We start from the raw sequence: 16,191 nt of genomic DNA, 5'->3' as shown, positions 1-16,191 counted from the left end.
TGACCACGGGGGCGACGGTTCGTCACAGGCGGGCTGACTGATGCGGCTCTCCCCGGCCGCCCGCAGCCTCGGCATCGTGCTGCTGGTGCTGACCGCGCTGCTCGGTTCGGCGTACGCGATCGCCCGCAGCCTCGTGCCGGACGGACTGGGATCCGGCGTCACCACCAGCGCCACCGGTCCGCACTACGGCGACCAGCCGCCCCCGTCCGGGGAGCCCGGCACCCGCCCGTCGCGGTCGGGTGACCCCGCCGGCCCGCGGAAGGACACCGGCGAAGCGGAGATCGTCGACGGCATCCGCACGTACGGCGCCCGCAGCACGACCGGCACGTCGACGGTGGCGCTGACCTTCGACGACGGGCCGGACCCCCGCTACACCCCGCAGGTCCTCGCGATCCTGCGGGACTTCAACGTCACCGCGACGTTCTGCGTGGTCGGCGAGAACGCGAGCAACCACCCCGACCTGATCCAGGCGATCGTGGCCGACGGCCACACGCTGTGCAACCACACCTGGAACCACGACGTCACGCTCGGTGCCCGGTCGCCGGATCGGATCCGGGCCGACCTGCTCCGGACGACCGAGGCGATCCGGGCGGCGGCGCCGGACGCGCCGATCGCCTACTACCGGCAGCCCGGCGGCGCCTGGACGTACCCGGTGGTCTCGGTGGCACAGGAACTCGGCATGATCCCGCTGCACTGGACGGTCGACCCGGCCGACTGGCGCGTGCCCGGCGCGGGCCACATCGCGTCGACGGTGACCACCGGCGTGGAGCCGGGTGCGGTCGTGCTGCTGCACGACGCCGGCGGCGACCGGCAGGGCACAGTGGACGCGCTGTACCGGATCCTGCCGGACCTCACCAGCCGGTTCCAGGTGGCGGCCCTGCCCCCCGACCCGACATGACGATGCTGCCCACGAGCGCGGGCGACGGTGCCGGGACCGCGTGGCCGGAATCGGCGGCCACCCCGGCGGCGCGACGGCTGCGGATGCCGCCCGGTCCGCCGGAGCCGGCCCGGGGGACGGGCTACGGTGACCCGGTGAGCAGCCCCGAACCCGCGCGCGACCGGATGTACCGGACCGACCGACTCGACCCGACGGAGATCGCCGACGTGCTGGCCCTCGCCCGCGCCGCCGGGGACGCCGACGGCGCGGACCCGCTCGACGAGCACGTCCTGCTCCGGCTCCGGGACGGGCGGGCGCCGGCCGCGCACCTCACGGCCCGCGCCGACGACGGCACCCTCACCGGGTACGCACACCTGGACATCACCGACCCGGCGGCGGGCACCGGCGTGGAGATGGCGGTCCATCCCGCTTACCGCCGGCGTGGCACCGGACGTGCCCTGGCCCGCGGCGCGGTGACGGCGGCGACCGGGCCGCTGCGCGCCTGGGCGCACGGCGACCACCCCTCGGCCGCCGCCCTCGCGGTGGATCTGGGCTTCGCGCGGGCCCGGGTGCTGTGGCAACTGCGCCGGCCGCTCACCGCCCCGGTTCCCGAGCCGCGCCTGCCCGACGGGGTGACGCTGCGCGCGTACCGGCCGGGCGCCGACGACGACGCCTGGCTGGCGCTCAACGCGCGGGCCTTCGCCGACCACCCCGAGCAGGGCCGTTGGACCGCCGCCGACCTGCGGGTACGCCTCGGCGAGCCGTGGTTCGACCCGGCCGGTTTCCTGCTCGCCGTGGCCGAGCCGACGGGTGAGCTGCTCGGCTTCCACTGGACGAAGGTCCACGAGCGGCCCGGCTCGGCCCCGATCGGCGAGGTGTACGTGCTGGGTGTCGACCCGGGCGCCCACGGCGGCGGGCTCGGCAAGGCGCTGACCGCGGCCGGCCTCGCGTACCTGCGGGACCGGCGCGGCCTGGACCGGGTGATGCTCTACGTCGACGAGTCCAACACCGCGGCGGTGGCCCTGTACGAGCGGCTCGGCTTCGCCCGCTGGTCCGCGCACGTCAACTACCACCTGGGCTGAGCGGTGAACGATCGGTGGCACCGCGCCCTGGTGGGCCTCTGGCTCGCACTCCTGCTCGCCGGGTGCGCGCCCGACCGCCCGGACGGGCCGGTGCCGCAGGAACTCTGCGCCGCCGGCACCCTGGACGCGCAGGGATCGTCCGCCCAGTACAACGCCATGGTGCGGTGGATCACCGCGTACCAGCAGTCGTGCCCCGGCTCCACCATCAACTACGAGGCTTCCGGCTCGGGTGCCGGCATCAAGGCGCTGGTCGCCGGCATGGCGGACTTCGCCGGCAGTGAGTCCCTGCTGGAGCCGAAGGAGAAGGTCCAGGCCGACGCGCAGTGCTCGGGCGGCCGAACCGTCAGCCTCCCCATGGTGATCGGCCCGGTGGCCGTCGCCTACCAGCTCGGCGTCCCGGAGCTGCGGTTGACTCCGGCCACGCTCGCCCGGATCTTCGCGGGTGCCATCAAGCAGTGGGACGACCCGGCGATCCGGGCGGACAATCCGGGCGTGGCGCTGCCACCGACCCCGATCCGCCCGGTCCACCGGGCGGACGAATCCGGTACCACGGAGACCTTCACCACCTACCTCTCGGAGGCAGCTCGGGCGGAGTGGACGCTGGGCTCGGACCGGGAGTGGCCGGCGACCGGCGGCATCGGCGTCGAGGGGTCGGAGCGGCTGGCCGAGGCGGTCGGCGACACCGACGGCACGATCGGCTACCTGGAGCTGTCGTTCGCCCGTAACGAGGGGCTGTCGGTGACGCGGATCCGTAACACCTCGGGCGCGTTCGTAGCGCCGTCCGGCGAGGCGGCGGCGAAGGCGATTCCGGAGCCGGGGGCAGACCTGGAGGTCGAGTCCGACAGCGCCACACCGGCGCCGGGGGCGTACCCGATCGTGCTGGTGACCTTCGAGGTCCTCTGTCAGCAGGGACTCGCCGCGGACGAGGTGCCGCTGGTCCGCGGCTTCCTGGGGTGGGCGGCCAGCGCTGAGGGTCAGCGGCTCATCGCGGAGATCGGCTACGCACCGCTGCCCGAGCCGCTGCGCCGACGGGTGGCCGCCGAGGTCGCCCGCATCTCCTGAGATCGGGGGGCCGCCGGGGCTATGCAGCGCATCACCGCCGGATAACGGTCACGACTCGGCGCGGTAACGACCTGCCGGAGAAATACCCATACTTCCGACAGCGGCACCCCAGTTCACTAAACGGACAACTCACCCTCAGCGACCGGCCACCACGAGGGTCGCACGTGTTCACCTTCCGTTCACTTGTGACCGGCGAACCAGTCACCTGGCACTCCTAGCTTTTGGGCCATGCCGGTCAGCGTGCCGGCTCCCCGGCCCCCAACCCGGGGCCGCCAAGCCAGTCAGACGTGAAGGGAAACCCCTCAGGTGAAGCTCCAGCGGCACGGCACTCTCGCCTGCCTCGCTCTTACCGCGACGCTCGCTCTCAGTGCATGCGGCTCGGACAACAACGAGCCTGCCAACCCGTCGGCCTCCGGGTCGTCCGCCGCGGCCGACTGCGCCACCGGCACGCTGAACGCCCAGGGCTCCTCGGCGCAGAAGAACGCCGTGTCCGAGTGGATCAAGGCGTACCAGCAGAAGTGCCAGGGCACCACGATCAACTACGAGCCCTCCGGCTCCGGCGCCGGGATCGAGGCCTTCATCGCCGGCACCGCCGACTTCGCCGGCTCGGACTCGGCGTTGAAGGAGGACCAGCAGCCCAAGGCCGACGCCCGCTGCGCCACCGGCAAGGCGATCAACCTGCCGATGGTGATCGGCCCGGTCGCCGTCGCCCACAACGTCAGCGGTGTGGACAACCTCCAGCTGAAGCCGGCCACCCTGGCCAAGATCTTCGCTGGCAAGATCACCAAGTGGGACGACGCGGCCATCAAGGCGGACAACCCGGACGCCAAGCTGCCGGCCACCACCATCCAGACCGTGCACCGGTCGGACTCGTCCGGCACCACCGACAACTTCACCGACTTCCTCTCCAAGACCGCCGAGGCCGACTGGACCTTCGGCAAGGCCAAGGAGTGGAAGGCCCCGGGCGGCACCGGCGCCAAGGGCTCGGACGGCGTGGCCAGCGCGGTCAAGCAGGCCGACGGCGCCATCGGCTACATGGAGTGGTCGTTCGCCGAGAACGCCAGCCTGGGCATCGCCAAGATCGGTAACGGCGCCGGCGAGTTCGCCGAGCTGACCGCGGAGGCGGCCGGCAAGACCATCCAGGGCGCCGCGGTCGAGGGCCAGGGCAACGACCTCAAGATGAAGATCGACTACAACACCAAGGAGGCCGGGGCGTACCCGATCGTCCTGGTGACGTACGAGATCGTCTGCGAGAAGGGCCACGCCGCCGACAAGCTCCCGCTGATCAAGGGCTTCCTCGGCTACGCGGCCAGCACCGAGGGCCAGTCGGAGCTGACCGAGCTGGGCTACGCCCCGCTGCCGGACAGCGTCCGCACCAAGGTCGAGACCGCGGTCAAGAGCCTCTCCTGACCTGACCGACACCACCACGTATCTCAATCGGAGCGAGCGAGCTGATGGGTGACATCCCTCCCCGCTCGGCCAACGCCGGCACCGGCGGAACCACTCACGGGTGGTCCGCCGGTGCCTCGGCGCGTGTGGCCGAGGCACCACTTCGCACCCCGGACGGGCCGGGGCTGGGTGGCGGCGGCGCCTTGCCGCGTGCCCGCAGGTTCGGCGCCGAGCGGGCCTTCCGCGGTCTCACCGTGGCCGCCGGGACCGCCGTGCTCGTCATCATCGCGGCGATCGCGGTCTTCCTGATCGCCAAGGCCGTGCCGGCCCTGCAGGCGAACACCGAGAACTTCTGGACGTTCGAGGGCTGGTTCCCCAACGACCCCGAGCCGAAGTTCGGCATCGGCGCGCTCGCCTTCGGCACCGTGCTCAGCTCCGCACTCGCACTGCTCATCGCGGTGCCGATCGCCCTGGGCATCGCGCTCTACCTCTCGCACTACGCGCCGCGCCGGGTGGGCACCACCCTCGGCTTCCTGATCGACCTGCTGGCGGCCGTGCCCAGCGTCGTCTTCGGCCTCTGGGGTCGCGAGGTGTTCATCAACCCGGTTCGCGACTTCTCGGTCTGGCTGAACGAATACTTCAGCTGGATCCCGCTCTTCGGGGGCGACGGGCCGTTCGGGCGGTCGATCCTGCTCGGCGCCCTGGTGCTGGCCATCATGGTGTTGCCGATCATCACGTCGCTCTCGCGCGAGGTGTTCCTTCAGACGCCGACGGCCAACGAGGAGGCCGCCCTCGCGTTGGGCGCCACCCGCTGGGAGATGCTGCGCACCGCAGTGCTCCCCTACGGCCGCCCCGGCATCATCGCCGCGGTGATGCTCGGCCTCGGCCGCGCGCTGGGCGAGACGATCGCCCTCGCGTTGACCCTCGGCATCACCTTCGGCATCTCGTTCAACCTGATCGAGAACGGCGGCAACACGATCGCCGCCAACATCGCCAACGCGTTCGGCGAGGCGAACGAGACGGGTCGGGGCGCGCTGATCGCCTCCGGTCTGGTCCTCTTCGCCATCACGCTGATCGTCAACATCACCGCGCGGGCGATCATCTACCGCCGCCGGGAGTTCACGGAGTCGGCCGCATGACCACCACCGTCACCTCGCACCGCACCCGCCCGCCGGCCCAGCCGCCGACGCTGCGCGCCCGCCGGCTGCCGAAGTACGCGGCACCGGTCATCGCACTCGCCGCGCTGCTGGTCTCGGCCGCGCTCGTGTACGGCACCGGCATCGGCGGCCCGGTCCTCGTGGTCGTGGTCGGCGCGCTGCTGTACCTGGCCGGGCTCTTCGCCGCGGCGAACGCCGTCGAGGGTCGCCGGTCGGCCCGCAACCGCGCCTGGAGCGCCCTGATCCACTCGGCGTTCGTGCTGGCCGTGCTGCCGCTGGCCTCGGTGGTCTGGACGCTGGTCAGCAAGGGTCTGGAGCGGTTCGACGCCAACTTCTTCCTCACCTCGATGAACAACATCGGGGCGCGGGACCCGGAGGGCGGCGCGTACCACGCCATCGTCGGCACCCTGATCCAAGTCGGTATCGCCACCCTGATCACCGTGCCGCTCGGCATCCTCTGCGCGATCTACGTGGTCGAGTACGGCCGTGGCAAGTTCGCCTTCGCGATCCGGTTCTTCGTCGACGTCATGACCGGCATCCCGTCCATCGTCGCCGGCCTGTTCATCCTGGCGTTCTGGGTGCTGATCGTCTCGCCGTACTTCAGCTCCACCGGGCGGCCGGGATTCTCCGGCTTCGCCGCCGCGTTGGCATTGAGCGTGCTGATGCTGCCGACCGTGGTCCGCTCCACGGAGGAGATGCTGCGCCTGGTCCCCGCGCCGCTGCGCGAGGGCGCGTACGCCCTGGGCGTACCGAAGTGGAAGACGATCCTGCGGATCGTCCTGCCGACCGCGCTGCCGGGCATCGTCACCGGCGTCATGCTCGCCATCGCCCGCGCGGCCGGCGAGACGGCCCCGGTGCTGCTCGTCGCCGGCGGCGGCGCGGCGATCAACTTCAACCCGTTCGAGAACAACCAGTCGTCGCTGGCCCTCTTCGTCTACCAGCAGGCCGGTGACGCGTCCCGGTACGCGCCGGCACGGGCGTGGACCGCGGCACTCACCCTGGTCGCCCTCGTGCTGATCCTGACGATCGCGGCGAAGCTGCTGGCCCGCCGTAACCGGCTCAGCCGATGAACCCCGGAGGTACCACCACCATGGCGAAGCGCATCGAAGCCTCGAAGGTCACCGCGTACTACGGCGGTTTCAAGGCGATCGAGGACATCAGCCTGACCGTCGAGCCGAAGACGGTCACCGCCCTCATCGGGCCGTCCGGCTGCGGCAAGTCCACCTTCCTGCGGTCCATCAACCGGATGCACGAGGTGCTCCCCGGTGCCCGCGTCGAGGGCAGCCTGACCATCGACGGCCAGGACGTCTACGACCGCGACGTGGACGTCACCGCCGTCCGCCGCATGATCGGCATGGTCTTTCAGCGCCCCAACCCGTTCCCGACCATGAGCATCTACGAGAACGTCGTGGCCGGCCTGCGCCTCAACGGCGTGCGCCGCAAGTCGATCCTGGACGAGGCGGCCGAGAGGGCGCTCCGCTCGGCGAACCTGTGGGACGAGGTGAAGGACCGGCTCGGCAAGCCCGGCGCCGGCCTCTCCGGCGGTCAGCAGCAGCGGCTCTGCATCGCCCGCACCATCGCGGTCGAGCCGCAGGTCGTGCTGATGGACGAGCCCTGCTCCGCGCTCGACCCGATCTCGACGCTGGCCATCGAGGACCTGATGTTCCAGCTCAAGGACAAGTTCACGATCATCATCGTCACGCACAACATGCAGCAGGCCGCGCGGGTGTCGGACCGGACCGCGTTCTTCTCCATCGAGAAGACCGGCGACCCGGGCCGCCTCATCGAGTACGACAACACACAGAAGATCTTCAGCAACCCGAGCGTGAAGAAGACCGAGGACTACATCACCGGCCGCTTCGGCTGAGCCGCACTGCCGGTCACCACGACCCGCACGCAGATCCACGGAAGAGTGGCCGTTCCCGCGAGGAACGGCCACTCTTTCGCCGTTCGAGGCCCGCTCAGCCGAGAACGAAGCGGGCCTCGCCGTCGGGGCGGACGTCGAGGTGGGGAGTGACCGGGGTGGCGGGGTCGCGGGTGGCCGAGGCCGCCACGACGCCGTCGATGTCCCCGCACGCCGCGACCTGGCCGAGGGTGACCAGCGTGGGCGGGAGCATCGTCAGCTCGCCGTCCCCGGCCCGGTCGCAGGCGTCCGCCGGTCGGATCCACAGCGTCCGGTCGGCCTCCCCGGAGACGTGCCGCGTCCGCTGCCCCGTTGGGAGCAGGGCGACGAAGAAGTACGTGTCGAAGCGGCGCGGCTCGAACTCGGGTGTGATCCACCGGCTCCACGGCAGCAGCAGGTCCGACCGGAGGGTGAGCCCGCGTTCGGCGAGCAGGTCGGCGAAGCCCACCTGCCGCCCCTCCAGGGCGACCCGGGCCGCCTCCCAGTCGTCCCCCGAGACGTCACCCACCACGGTGTCGCCGTCGGGGCCGGCGAGCAGGACGCCCGCCTCCTCGAAGACCTCCCGGGCGGCGGCGCACACCACCGCCTGCGCGGCCTCCGGGCTCAGGCCGAGCCGGGCTCCCCACTCGGCCGGGGCCGGCCCGGCCCAGCCCACGTGGGCCTGCGAGTCCGAGGGGTCGACCCCGCCGCCGGGGAAGGCGTACATGCCGCCGAAGGCCATCGCGGCGACCCGGCGGATCAGGTACACCTCGAAGCCGGCTGCGGCCGGCCGGAGCAGCAGCACGGTGGCCGCCACCCTGGGCACCGCCGGGGTGCCGCCCTCCGCGTGGAACCGGCGGGCGTGCTCCACGAGCGCCGGCGGTGCGGGAAAGCCGTCGGGGTCGATCGTCATGCGGCGAGCCTAGGGCATGTCCCGGAAGCGCTCACCGGCCTGCGTCGGGCCGCCCGGCAGGGCCGGCACCGCCCCGGCACGACCTGGTTCCCGGCTGCCGGAACGGCCGTCAGCCGCTCGGCGGGTCTTCGCTAGCGTGGCCGCCATGACTCGATGGGGCATCCTCGCCACCGGCCACATCGCCGGGCGCTTCGCCGAAGACCTCCGGCTGGTGCCGGGCGCCGAACTGGTCGCGGTCGGTTCACGGACGGCCGAGAGCGCGGAGCGGTTCGCGCGCCGGCACGGCGTACCCCGGGCGTACGCCTCCTGGTCGGAACTGGCGGCGGACCCCGACCTGGACGTGGTCTACGTGGCCACCCCCCACGCCGCCCACCACGAGGCCGCCCTGACCTGCCTGCGTGCCGGGCGCGCGGTGCTGCTGGAGAAGCCGTTCACGCTCGACCTGGCCACCAGCCGCGAGCTGGTGGGGACGGCGCGCGCGGCCGGTGTCTTCCTGATGGAGGCCATGTGGATGCGGACGAACCCGCTGATCCGGCGGGTGTGCGAGCTGGTCGCCGACGGGGCGATCGGCACGGTCACGAGCGTGCGGGCCGACTTCGGGGTGAGCGGCCCGTTCCCGCCGGAGCACCGGATGCGGGCCCGCGCCCTCGGCGGCGGCGCGCTGCTGGACCTCGGGGTGTACCCGATCAGCCTGGCCCACTTGCTGCTCGGTGTGCCGGACCACGTCCACGCCTGGGCGAAGATCAGCCCGGAAGGTGTGGACGAGAACACCGGGATCGTCCTCGGGTACGAGTCGGGGGCGGTCGCCACGCTCAGCTGCGGCATGGTCGGCGTGACGCCGCTGACCGCCTCGATCACCGGTACCGGCGGCCGGATGGACCTGCCGGAGCCGTTCTACCGGCCGGGGTTCGTGACCGTGCACCGGGCCGGCGCCGAACCGGAGACGATCGGCGCGGAGCTGGTGGGCAACGGCTACCAGGACGAGGCGGCCGAGGTGCAGCGCTGCCTCGCCGAGGGCCTGCTGGAGAGCCCGCTGGTCCCGCACTCGACGACGCTCGAGGTCATGGCCCTGCTGGACGGCATCCGCGCCCGGATCGGCGTCGAGTTCGTGTGAACGTGTTAGGAAGGGCCCCTTTCACAACGCGAGGCGTTAACAAGGGGCCCTTCCTAACCCTCAGCTGAAGAGGGGGCGGGCCAGGAAGTACATCAGGGCGCCGATGGAGCCGGCGGCGGGGAAGGTCAGCACCCACGCGCCGATGATGTTGCCGGCGACGCCCCATCGGACGGCGGAGAGCCGCTTGGTGGCGCCCACACCCATGATCGCCGAGGTGATCGTGTGGGTGGTGGAGATCGGCGCGCCGAGCACCAGCGCGTTGAAGTACAGCACCGAGCTGGCGACGGTCTCCGCGGCGAAGCCCTCCGGCGGGCGCAGGTCGATGATCTTCCGCCCCAGCGTCCGGATGATCCGCCAGCCACCGGCGTACGTGCCGGCGGCGAGGACAGCGGCCGAGGTCCAGAACGCCCACTCCGGGATGAAGGTGGCGTCGTCCTGGTAGCCGCCGACGTAGAGGGCGAGCACCACGATGCCGATGGTCTTCGCGGCGTCCTGCATGCCGTGGCCGACCGACATGGCGGCGGCCGAGGCGGTCTGCGCCCAGCGGAAGCCCCGGTTGAGCTTGCCCGGGTGCCCCTTCCGGAAGATCCACTGCACGGCGATCATCACGATGTAGCCGAGCAGGAAGCCGACCATCGGCGACAGGATCATCGGGATGATGACGCTCTCGCCGATGCCGGTCCACAGCACCGTGCCGGACGCGGCGATGGTCGAGCCGACCAGGCCGCCGATGAGGGCGTGCGAGGAGGACGACGGCAGGCCGAAGTACCAGGTGATCAGGTTCCAGACGATGGCGCCGATCACACCGGCGAAGACGATGCCGAGGCTGGCCTGGCCGGTGGGTAGCTTGACCAGCCCGCTGCCGACGGTCTTGGCCACCTCGGCGCCGAAGTGCGCGCCGATGAAGTTGCCGACCGCCGCCATGGCCAGGGCCACCCGGGGTGTCAGCGCCCGGGTGGAGATGCTGGTCGCGATCGCGTTGGCGGCGTCGTGGAAGCCGTTGGTGTAGTCGAACACCAGCGCCACCGCGATCACCGCCAGCACGGCGATGAGTTCGGGACTCACAGGATCAGGACTCCTTGACCGCGATGGTCTCGACGGTGTTCGCCACGTGCTCGAAGGCGTCGCAGGCGGCCTCCAGCTCGTCGGCGACCTCCTTCATCTTCAGCACGGTCAGCGCGTCGTACTCGCCGGAGAAGAGGCGGACCAGCAGCATCCGGTACGCCTGGTCGCCGTCGTTCTCGAGTCGGTTGCACTCGATCCAGTAGTCCTCGAGGGCCTTCATGGTCTTCAGCCGGGGCATCGCCTCGGCGGTCAGCTTCGCCTGCTGGTCGAGGACGTTGACCAGCTCGTGCATCTCCCGCGGCAGCGACGGGAGCTTGGTCAGGCCGTAGAGGTAGAGCAGGTTGCCGACCGCCTCCAGGTGGTCCATCACGTCGTCCAGCTGGGAGCCCAGCCGGTAGATGTCCTCCCGGTCGAACGGGGTGATGAAGGTGGAGTTGATCTTCTTGAACAGCTCGTGGGTGATCTGGTCGCTGTCGTGCTCGACCTCGGTCAGCCGCTCGCTCACCGACTGCACCTCCACACCGGGGAGAGCCAGCTCGTTGAGGAGCTCGGTGCCCCGCACCAGGTTGTGCGCGGCCCTGGTGAAGAGCTCGTAGAAGGCGCCCTCGTTCGGGCGGAAGGAAAACTTCACAGCCGGGACCTCGTCGTGTCGGTGGAAGGGTGGTGGCCGCCCCGGGGGCGCCCGCCTGGGAATGCTAGGTGTCCCCGGATCAAGGAATTCGCCGGCCTACCACTGGCCAGGCGGCATTCACTGCTCGTTCACCTTCCGTTCACCTTCATTCGTTTCCTCAAACCCCAACAGCCGCTCCCGTTCCCGCTGGACGTCGAAATCGGCAGCCGGATACCCGAGAGCGAGAGTGTCGAACGTCTCACGCAACAGGTGCGCGACCGCCCAGTCCCGGTACCACTTCCGGTCCGCGGGCACCACGTACCAGGGCGCGGCGTCCGTGCCGCACCGGCTCAGCGCCTCCGCGTACGCGCTCTGGTAGTCGTCCCAGCGGGCCCGGGCGTCGAGGTCGGACGGGTCGTACTTCCAGTGCTTGCGGGGGTCGTCCAGCCGTTGCAGCAGTCGCCGGCCCTGTTCGTCGTACGAGATGTGCAGCAGCACCTTGACCAGGGCCATCCCGACGTCGGTCAGTTCCCGCTCGAAGGCGTTGATCTCGTCGTACCGGGCCCGCCAGGTCGCCTCCGGCACCAGCGACTCGACCCGGGCGACCAGCACGTCCTCATAGTGCGACCGGTTGAAGACGCCCACGTACCCCGGCGGCGGCAGCGCCCGCCGGATGCGCCACAGGAAGTCGTGCCGCAGTTCCTCGGGCGTGGGCGGGCCGAACGACCGGATGTGGAGTCCGAGCGGGTTCATCGCGCCGGCCACCCGCTTCACCGTGCCGTCCTTGCCACCGCAGTCCATCGCCTGGAGCACGAGCAGCACCCGGGGCGCGCCCGCCGCCCCGGCACTCGCACCCGCCACGGCCTCCGTACCACCCGAAGCTGCGGCCGCCGCGCCGGCCCGGGCCTTCGCGCTGGCGAACAGCATCTCCTGCCGGCGGGCCAGATCGTCACCGAGCAGCCGGACCTGCGCCCGGGCCCAGCCCTTGCGGTCCTCTCCCGTCACCGCACACCCCGGCAGCCCGGGCGTCGACCCCGGATCGACCGCGCCCAGACCATCCGGGCCGACCCGCAGGAGGTCCCGCATCGGCCCGTCCACGGGCGGCACCACGTCGACCTCGTCGATCCCACTCATGCCCGGATCATCACCCAGCTCACCCCGGAGCGCTCGACGAGCGTTCCGCTCGGCGGAACACGTGTCACGATCGGGTCGGCCGGATCGTCCTGGGGGCGGGAGAATCGATGTCCGCGGGGAGAGAGGCGGGCGCGTGACGGATCTGGTGACCGAGTTCGAGGCCGAGCGGGGGCGACTGACCGCGGTCGCGTACCGGATGCTCGGCAGCCGCAGCGAGGCCGAGGACGCGGTGCAGGAGACCTGGCTGCGGTACGCGGCCGCCCTCGCCGACCCGGCGGCCCGCGCCGAGATCCGCCAGCTCGGCGCCTGGCTGACCACCACCTGCGCGCGGATCTGCCTCGACGTGCTGCGCTCCGCCCGGGTACGCCGGGAGGCGTACCCCGGTCAGTGGTTGCCGGAGCCGGTGGTGACGCCGCTCGACGCGCCTCCCCGCAGCGACGGATTCGCCCCCGACCCGGCCGAGCGGGCGGTCCGCACCGACCAGGTCGGCACCGCCCTGATGGTCGTACTGGAACGGCTCAGCCCCGAGCAGCGGGTCGCGTTCGTGCTGCACGACGTCTTCGCCGTCCCGTTCGCCCGGGTCGCCGAGGTGCTCGGCACCACGGACGCCGCCGCCCGCCAGCTGGCGTCCCGGGCCCGCCGGGCCGTCAGCGCTCCCGAGGCGCCCCGGCAGACCGCGGACGCGGCCGAGCAGCGCCGCGTCGTCGAGGCGTTCGCCGCCGCCGCCGAGTCCGGGAAGCTGGACGCGCTGCTGAAGGTCCTCGCGCCGGACGTGGTGCTGATCGGCGACGGCGGCGGGCACTTCCCGGCCGGCACCAGACCCGTGTACGGCGCCGACAAGGTCGGCCGCTTCGTCCTGGGCGTGTTCGGCCAGGCCGGCCGCTACGGCGCCACCCTGCGGACCCGCCCGGTGCTGGTCGACGGGGTGCTCGGGCTCCAGTCGGAGACCGTCTTCCGGGACGGGCGACCGCTGCGCATCGTCAGTGCCCTCGCCGTGGAGGACGGCCGGGTCACCGGCATCTTCAACCAGCTCAACCCGGACAAGCTCCGCGACCTGGCGCCGCTCGGGCCCGAGGACACCTGGCCGCCGCGCTGGTGACGCCGCCGCGGGACGGCACGGTCCTGGCCGGCCGGCACCCGCCCCGGCCGGCTCACACCACCAGGGCGAGCCACTTCCGGTACGAGGTGGCGAACGGCTCGGTGCCGTCGCCGAGCGCGCCGAACAGCCAGCGGGCCGCCGCCTGCGCCTCGACGACCACCTCGTCCGGGTAGCCGAACCGCTCGCGGTGCTCGGCGAACTCGTCCTCGTCCCGCAACTCGACCAGGCCGGTGCCGCGCCGACGCACCACGTCGAGGTCGAGGTCGATCAGGTGGACGGTGTCGTCGTCCTCCCAGCGGGCCGGGCTGGCGATGTCGCAGTAGACCTCACTGGTGCGCGGCGGCGGGTTGAACATGCCCGTCCACCAGGCGTGGTGCGGCACCAGAAGCACGAACGGGATCTGCTCGACGGAGGGGCGGCCGTGGTAGACCGAGGGGGTGCCGGCCGTCACCCCGAGCCAGACGCCGAGGTCGTCCTCGGTCAGCCGGCGGGCCGGGTAGTCACGGTGAGCGCTGCCGTCGTACTTGCGGTAGATCACGCGGACCACGTCGCTCGGCATGTCTGGCACCCTAGCCGATTCGGCTCAACGGACGCGGGAGGGAAGTAACCGGGCACGGCCGTACCGTGACGACGCCACGCCGCCCCGGCGGACGCCGCCTGTCGGCGGCGACGGGTACCGTCGCACGGTGACCCCGCCCCGCACCGCCACCGGCCCCGCCAGCCCCTCGTCCCGTTCCGGTGGCCGGCGGTCGGGTGCCCGGGCGACCGCTGCGGAGCTGCTCGCGGCGGCGGTCGGCGCGGTCCCGGGCGGCGCCGCGCGACCCGGCCAGCAGGAGATGACCACGGCGATCGAGGCGGCCGTGGCGGCCCGCGAGCACCTCCTGGTGCAGGCCGGCACCGGCACCGGCAAGTCGCTGGCGTACCTGGCGCCCGCGCTGACGGTCGACGGCCCGGTGGTCATCTCGACCGCGACCCTGGCGCTCCAGTCCCAGCTCGTCGACCACGACCTGCCCCGGCTGGCCGACGCGGTCGAGCCGCTGCTGGGCCGGCGCCCCACCTTCGCCGTGCTGAAGGGGCGCCACCACTACCTCTGCCTGGCCCGCCTGGACAGCTCCACCGAGGAGGACCCCGGCGACACCCTCTTCGACGCGCCCCGGCCCGCCGGGGGCACCAAGTGGCTCGGCGAGGCGGGCCGGCTCGGCAAGCAGGTCCAGCGGCTGCGCGACTGGGCCGAGAAGACCGACACCGGTGACCGCGACGAGCTGGATCCGGGCGTCGACGACCAGGCCTGGCGGCTGGTGTCGATGCCGGCGCGGGAGTGCGTGGGCGCCGCCCGCTGTCCGTTCGGCGCCGAGTGCTTCGCCGAGGCGTCCCGGGCCCGGGCCCGCGAGGCCGACGTCGTGGTGACCAACCACAGCCTGCTCGCGGTGGACATGCTGGCCGGACGGCAGATCGTGCCGCCGCACAAGCTGCTCGTCGTGGACGAGGCGCACGAGCTGGCCGACCGGGTCTCCTCCGCCGCCCAGGCGGAGCTGGTGCCCGAGCTGATCGACCGGTCCACCCGGCGGGCGCGGCCGCTGTTGCGGCCGGAGACCGCCGACGCGCTCACCGCCGCCGGCGACGCGCTGGCGGTCGGGCTGGCCGAGGCGCCGGCCGGGCGGCTCACCGCCGGGCTGCCGGGCCCGCTGCGGGAGGCGTGCACGCTGCTCGACGCCGCCACCCGGGCCGCGCTCGACGCGATCGGGGACGTCAAGGCCGACGACCCGGACCCGGTCCGCAAGCAGCAGGCCAAGGCGGCGCTCGACGAGCTGTCGACCACGGCGCAGCGGCTGCTGGAGGAGGCCGACCACGACGTGGCGTGGGTGGAGCGGAACGACGCCGGCGGGCGGCGGGCGCTGGTGGTCGCCCCGCTCTCGGTGGCCGGCACCCTCGCCACCCACCTGTACGAGGAGCGCACCGTCGTCGCCACCTCCGCGACCCTGACCCTGGGCGGGCGCTTCGACACCGTGGCCCGGGCACTCGGCCTGGACGTTCCCACCACACCGCCCTCACCGGCCGCCGCCGCGCTCGCGACCGCCGCCCGCGGGGGACGCGCCGCCGAGCCGGCCGCGCCGGTCACCTCCGGGCCCGGCTGGCGGTCGCTCGACGTGGGCTCCCCGTTCGACTACGCCCGGCAGGGCATCCTGTACGTCGCGGCACACCTGCCCCGGCCCAGCGCCTCCGGGCTGCCGGACGCCGCCGGCGAGGAGCTGCTCGGGCTGGTCGAGGCGCTCGGTGGGCGTACGCTCGGGCTCTTCTCCTCCCGGCGGGCCGCCCAGCAGGCGGCGGAGCTGCTGCGCGCGCGCACCGACCTGCCGGTGCTGCTCCAGGGCGAGGAGGCGCTGCCGCTGCTGGTCCGCCGGTTCCGCGAGGAGCGGGCGAGCTGCCTGTTCGGGGTGATGTCGCTCTGGCAGGGGGTGGACGTGCCCGGCGACTCCTGCCAGCTGGTGGTCATCGACCGGCTGCCCTTCCCCCGGCCGGACGAGCCGCTCGCCGCCGCCCGCGCCGCGGCGGTGGACGCGACCGGCGGGTCGGGGTTCGCGGCGGTGAGCGTGCCGATCGCCGCCGTCCGGCTCGCGCAGGGGGTTGGCCGGCTCATCCGGGCCACCGCCGACCGGGGCGTCGTCGCGGTGCTCGATTCCCGGCTGGAGACCGCCCGGGGGTACGGCCCGTTCCTGCGCCGGTCCCTGCCCCCGTTCTGGTACACGACCCGCCCCGACGTGGCCCGCGGCGCCCTGGAACGCCTCGCGAGGTCCTGACCGGCCGCG

The 16,191-nt window shown here is 72.7% G+C and carries 15 protein-coding genes; 10 read left to right on the top strand and 5 right to left on the bottom strand.

Translation table 11 applies throughout. The annotated features are described in order from the left end of the window. The first annotated feature begins 40 nt into the window (after window positions 1–40). The 7 genes from AB0873_RS02600 (at window position 41) to pstB (ending at window position 7,434) form a co-directional block, all read left to right on the top strand. Window positions 41–898 (top strand): polysaccharide deacetylase family protein, encoded by an 858-nt coding sequence (locus tag AB0873_RS02600; protein WP_366598123.1) that lies wholly within the window; start codon window positions 41–43, stop codon window positions 896–898. A 134-nt stretch (window positions 899–1,032) separates the two neighbouring features. Next, window positions 1,033–1,959: a mycothiol synthase gene (mshD, locus tag AB0873_RS02595; RefSeq protein ID WP_366598122.1), complete on the top strand. Its 927-nt coding sequence runs from the start codon at window positions 1,033–1,035 to the stop codon at window positions 1,957–1,959. Between the two features lie 3 nt (window positions 1,960–1,962). After that, window positions 1,963–3,021 carry a phosphate ABC transporter substrate-binding protein PstS gene (gene pstS, locus AB0873_RS02590; RefSeq protein ID WP_366598121.1) on the top strand — a complete coding sequence of 353 codons (1,059 nt, stop codon included), beginning with the start codon at window positions 1,963–1,965 and terminating at the stop codon, window positions 3,019–3,021. A 306-nt stretch (window positions 3,022–3,327) separates the two neighbouring features. Further along, window positions 3,328–4,431 carry a phosphate ABC transporter substrate-binding protein PstS gene (gene pstS / locus AB0873_RS02585; RefSeq protein WP_155330052.1) on the top strand — a complete coding sequence of 368 codons (1,104 nt, stop codon included), beginning with the start codon at window positions 3,328–3,330 and terminating at the stop codon, window positions 4,429–4,431. A gap of 44 nt (window positions 4,432–4,475) precedes the next feature. Then, window positions 4,476–5,549, top strand: a complete 1,074-nt coding sequence (gene pstC / locus AB0873_RS02580; protein WP_155330051.1) for a phosphate ABC transporter permease subunit PstC — start codon at window positions 4,476–4,478, stop codon at window positions 5,547–5,549. Further along, a complete protein-coding gene (pstA, locus tag AB0873_RS02575) occupies window positions 5,546–6,637 on the top strand; it encodes a phosphate ABC transporter permease PstA (RefSeq protein ID WP_155330050.1) in 1,092 nt (363 codons plus the stop codon). Before pstC ends, pstA begins: the two co-directional genes overlap by 4 nt. Window positions 6,638–6,657: 20 nt before the next feature. Continuing rightward, on the top strand, window positions 6,658–7,434 hold the full coding sequence (gene pstB, locus AB0873_RS02570) for a phosphate ABC transporter ATP-binding protein PstB (protein ID WP_155334021.1): 777 nt from the start codon (window positions 6,658–6,660) through the stop codon (window positions 7,432–7,434). 94 nt (window positions 7,435–7,528) lie between these two features. Here the strand turns inward: pstB and AB0873_RS02565 are convergent, their stop codons facing one another. Then, the gene (locus tag AB0873_RS02565) at window positions 7,529–8,362 is read right to left on the bottom strand and encodes an NUDIX hydrolase (protein ID WP_366598120.1); all 834 of its coding nucleotides are present in this window, start codon (window positions 8,360–8,362) and stop codon (window positions 7,529–7,531) included. A 145-nt stretch (window positions 8,363–8,507) separates the two neighbouring features. Between AB0873_RS02565 and AB0873_RS02560 the strand changes: the two genes are divergently transcribed. Further along, window positions 8,508–9,476, top strand: a complete 969-nt coding sequence (locus tag AB0873_RS02560; protein WP_366598119.1) for a Gfo/Idh/MocA family oxidoreductase — start codon at window positions 8,508–8,510, stop codon at window positions 9,474–9,476. A gap of 60 nt (window positions 9,477–9,536) precedes the next feature. Here the strand turns inward: AB0873_RS02560 and AB0873_RS02555 are convergent, their stop codons facing one another. The 3 genes from AB0873_RS02555 to AB0873_RS02545 all read right to left on the bottom strand — a co-directional run bounded on the left by AB0873_RS02555 (window position 9,537) and on the right by AB0873_RS02545 (window position 12,285). Beyond that, window positions 9,537–10,541, bottom strand: coding sequence for an inorganic phosphate transporter (locus tag AB0873_RS02555; RefSeq protein ID WP_155330047.1), 1,005 nt, complete (start codon window positions 10,539–10,541; stop codon window positions 9,537–9,539). A 4-nt stretch (window positions 10,542–10,545) separates the two neighbouring features. Then, window positions 10,546–11,172, bottom strand: coding sequence for a DUF47 family protein (locus AB0873_RS02550; protein ID WP_155330046.1), 627 nt, complete (start codon window positions 11,170–11,172; stop codon window positions 10,546–10,548). A gap of 117 nt (window positions 11,173–11,289) precedes the next feature. Continuing rightward, window positions 11,290–12,285, bottom strand: coding sequence for a PPK2 family polyphosphate kinase (locus AB0873_RS02545; protein WP_366598118.1), 996 nt, complete (start codon window positions 12,283–12,285; stop codon window positions 11,290–11,292). A 133-nt stretch (window positions 12,286–12,418) separates the two neighbouring features. Here AB0873_RS02545 and sigJ point away from each other — a divergent pair, with 133 nt between their 5' ends. After that, complete coding sequence (gene sigJ, locus AB0873_RS02540) at window positions 12,419–13,384, top strand: RNA polymerase sigma factor SigJ (RefSeq protein WP_366598117.1); 966 nt, start codon at window positions 12,419–12,421, stop codon at window positions 13,382–13,384. Window positions 13,385–13,436: 52 nt separating this feature from the next. Here sigJ and AB0873_RS02535 read toward each other — a convergent pair whose 3' ends face one another. Continuing rightward, entirely contained in the window at window positions 13,437–13,943 is a 507-nt protein-coding gene (locus AB0873_RS02535) for a DUF402 domain-containing protein (protein WP_155330044.1), read from the bottom strand. Between the two features lie 127 nt (window positions 13,944–14,070). Here AB0873_RS02535 and AB0873_RS02530 point away from each other — a divergent pair, with 127 nt between their 5' ends. Continuing rightward, entirely contained in the window at window positions 14,071–16,182 is a 2,112-nt protein-coding gene (locus AB0873_RS02530) for an ATP-dependent DNA helicase (RefSeq protein ID WP_366598116.1), read from the top strand. Window positions 16,183–16,191 lie beyond the last annotated feature (9 nt).

It is taken from the genome of Micromonospora sp. NPDC047707 (assembly GCF_040704235.1).
Classification (GTDB): Bacteria; Actinomycetota; Actinomycetes; order Mycobacteriales; family Micromonosporaceae; genus Micromonospora.
Note: the sequence above shows the minus strand (reverse complement) of the source record. Positions and strands in the feature narration are given on the sequence as shown.

Coding starts and splice junctions, on each gene's coding strand:
- AB0873_RS02600 (WP_366598123.1), top strand. CDS start 41: ATGCGGCTCTCCCCGGCCGCCCGCAGCCTCGGCATCGTGCTGCTGGTG.
- pstC (WP_155330051.1), top strand. CDS start 4,476: ATGGGTGACATCCCTCCCCGCTCGGCCAACGCCGGCACCGGCGGAACC.
- pstA (WP_155330050.1), top strand. CDS start 5,546: ATGACCACCACCGTCACCTCGCACCGCACCCGCCCGCCGGCCCAGCCG.
- pstB (WP_155334021.1), top strand. CDS start 6,658: ATGGCGAAGCGCATCGAAGCCTCGAAGGTCACCGCGTACTACGGCGGT.
- AB0873_RS02565 (WP_366598120.1), bottom strand. CDS start 8,362: ATGACGATCGACCCCGACGGCTTTCCCGCACCGCCGGCGCTCGTGGAG.
- AB0873_RS02560 (WP_366598119.1), top strand. CDS start 8,508: ATGACTCGATGGGGCATCCTCGCCACCGGCCACATCGCCGGGCGCTTC.
- AB0873_RS02545 (WP_366598118.1), bottom strand. CDS start 12,285: ATGAGTGGGATCGACGAGGTCGACGTGGTGCCGCCCGTGGACGGGCCG.
- AB0873_RS02535 (WP_155330044.1), bottom strand. CDS start 13,943: ATGCCGAGCGACGTGGTCCGCGTGATCTACCGCAAGTACGACGGCAGC.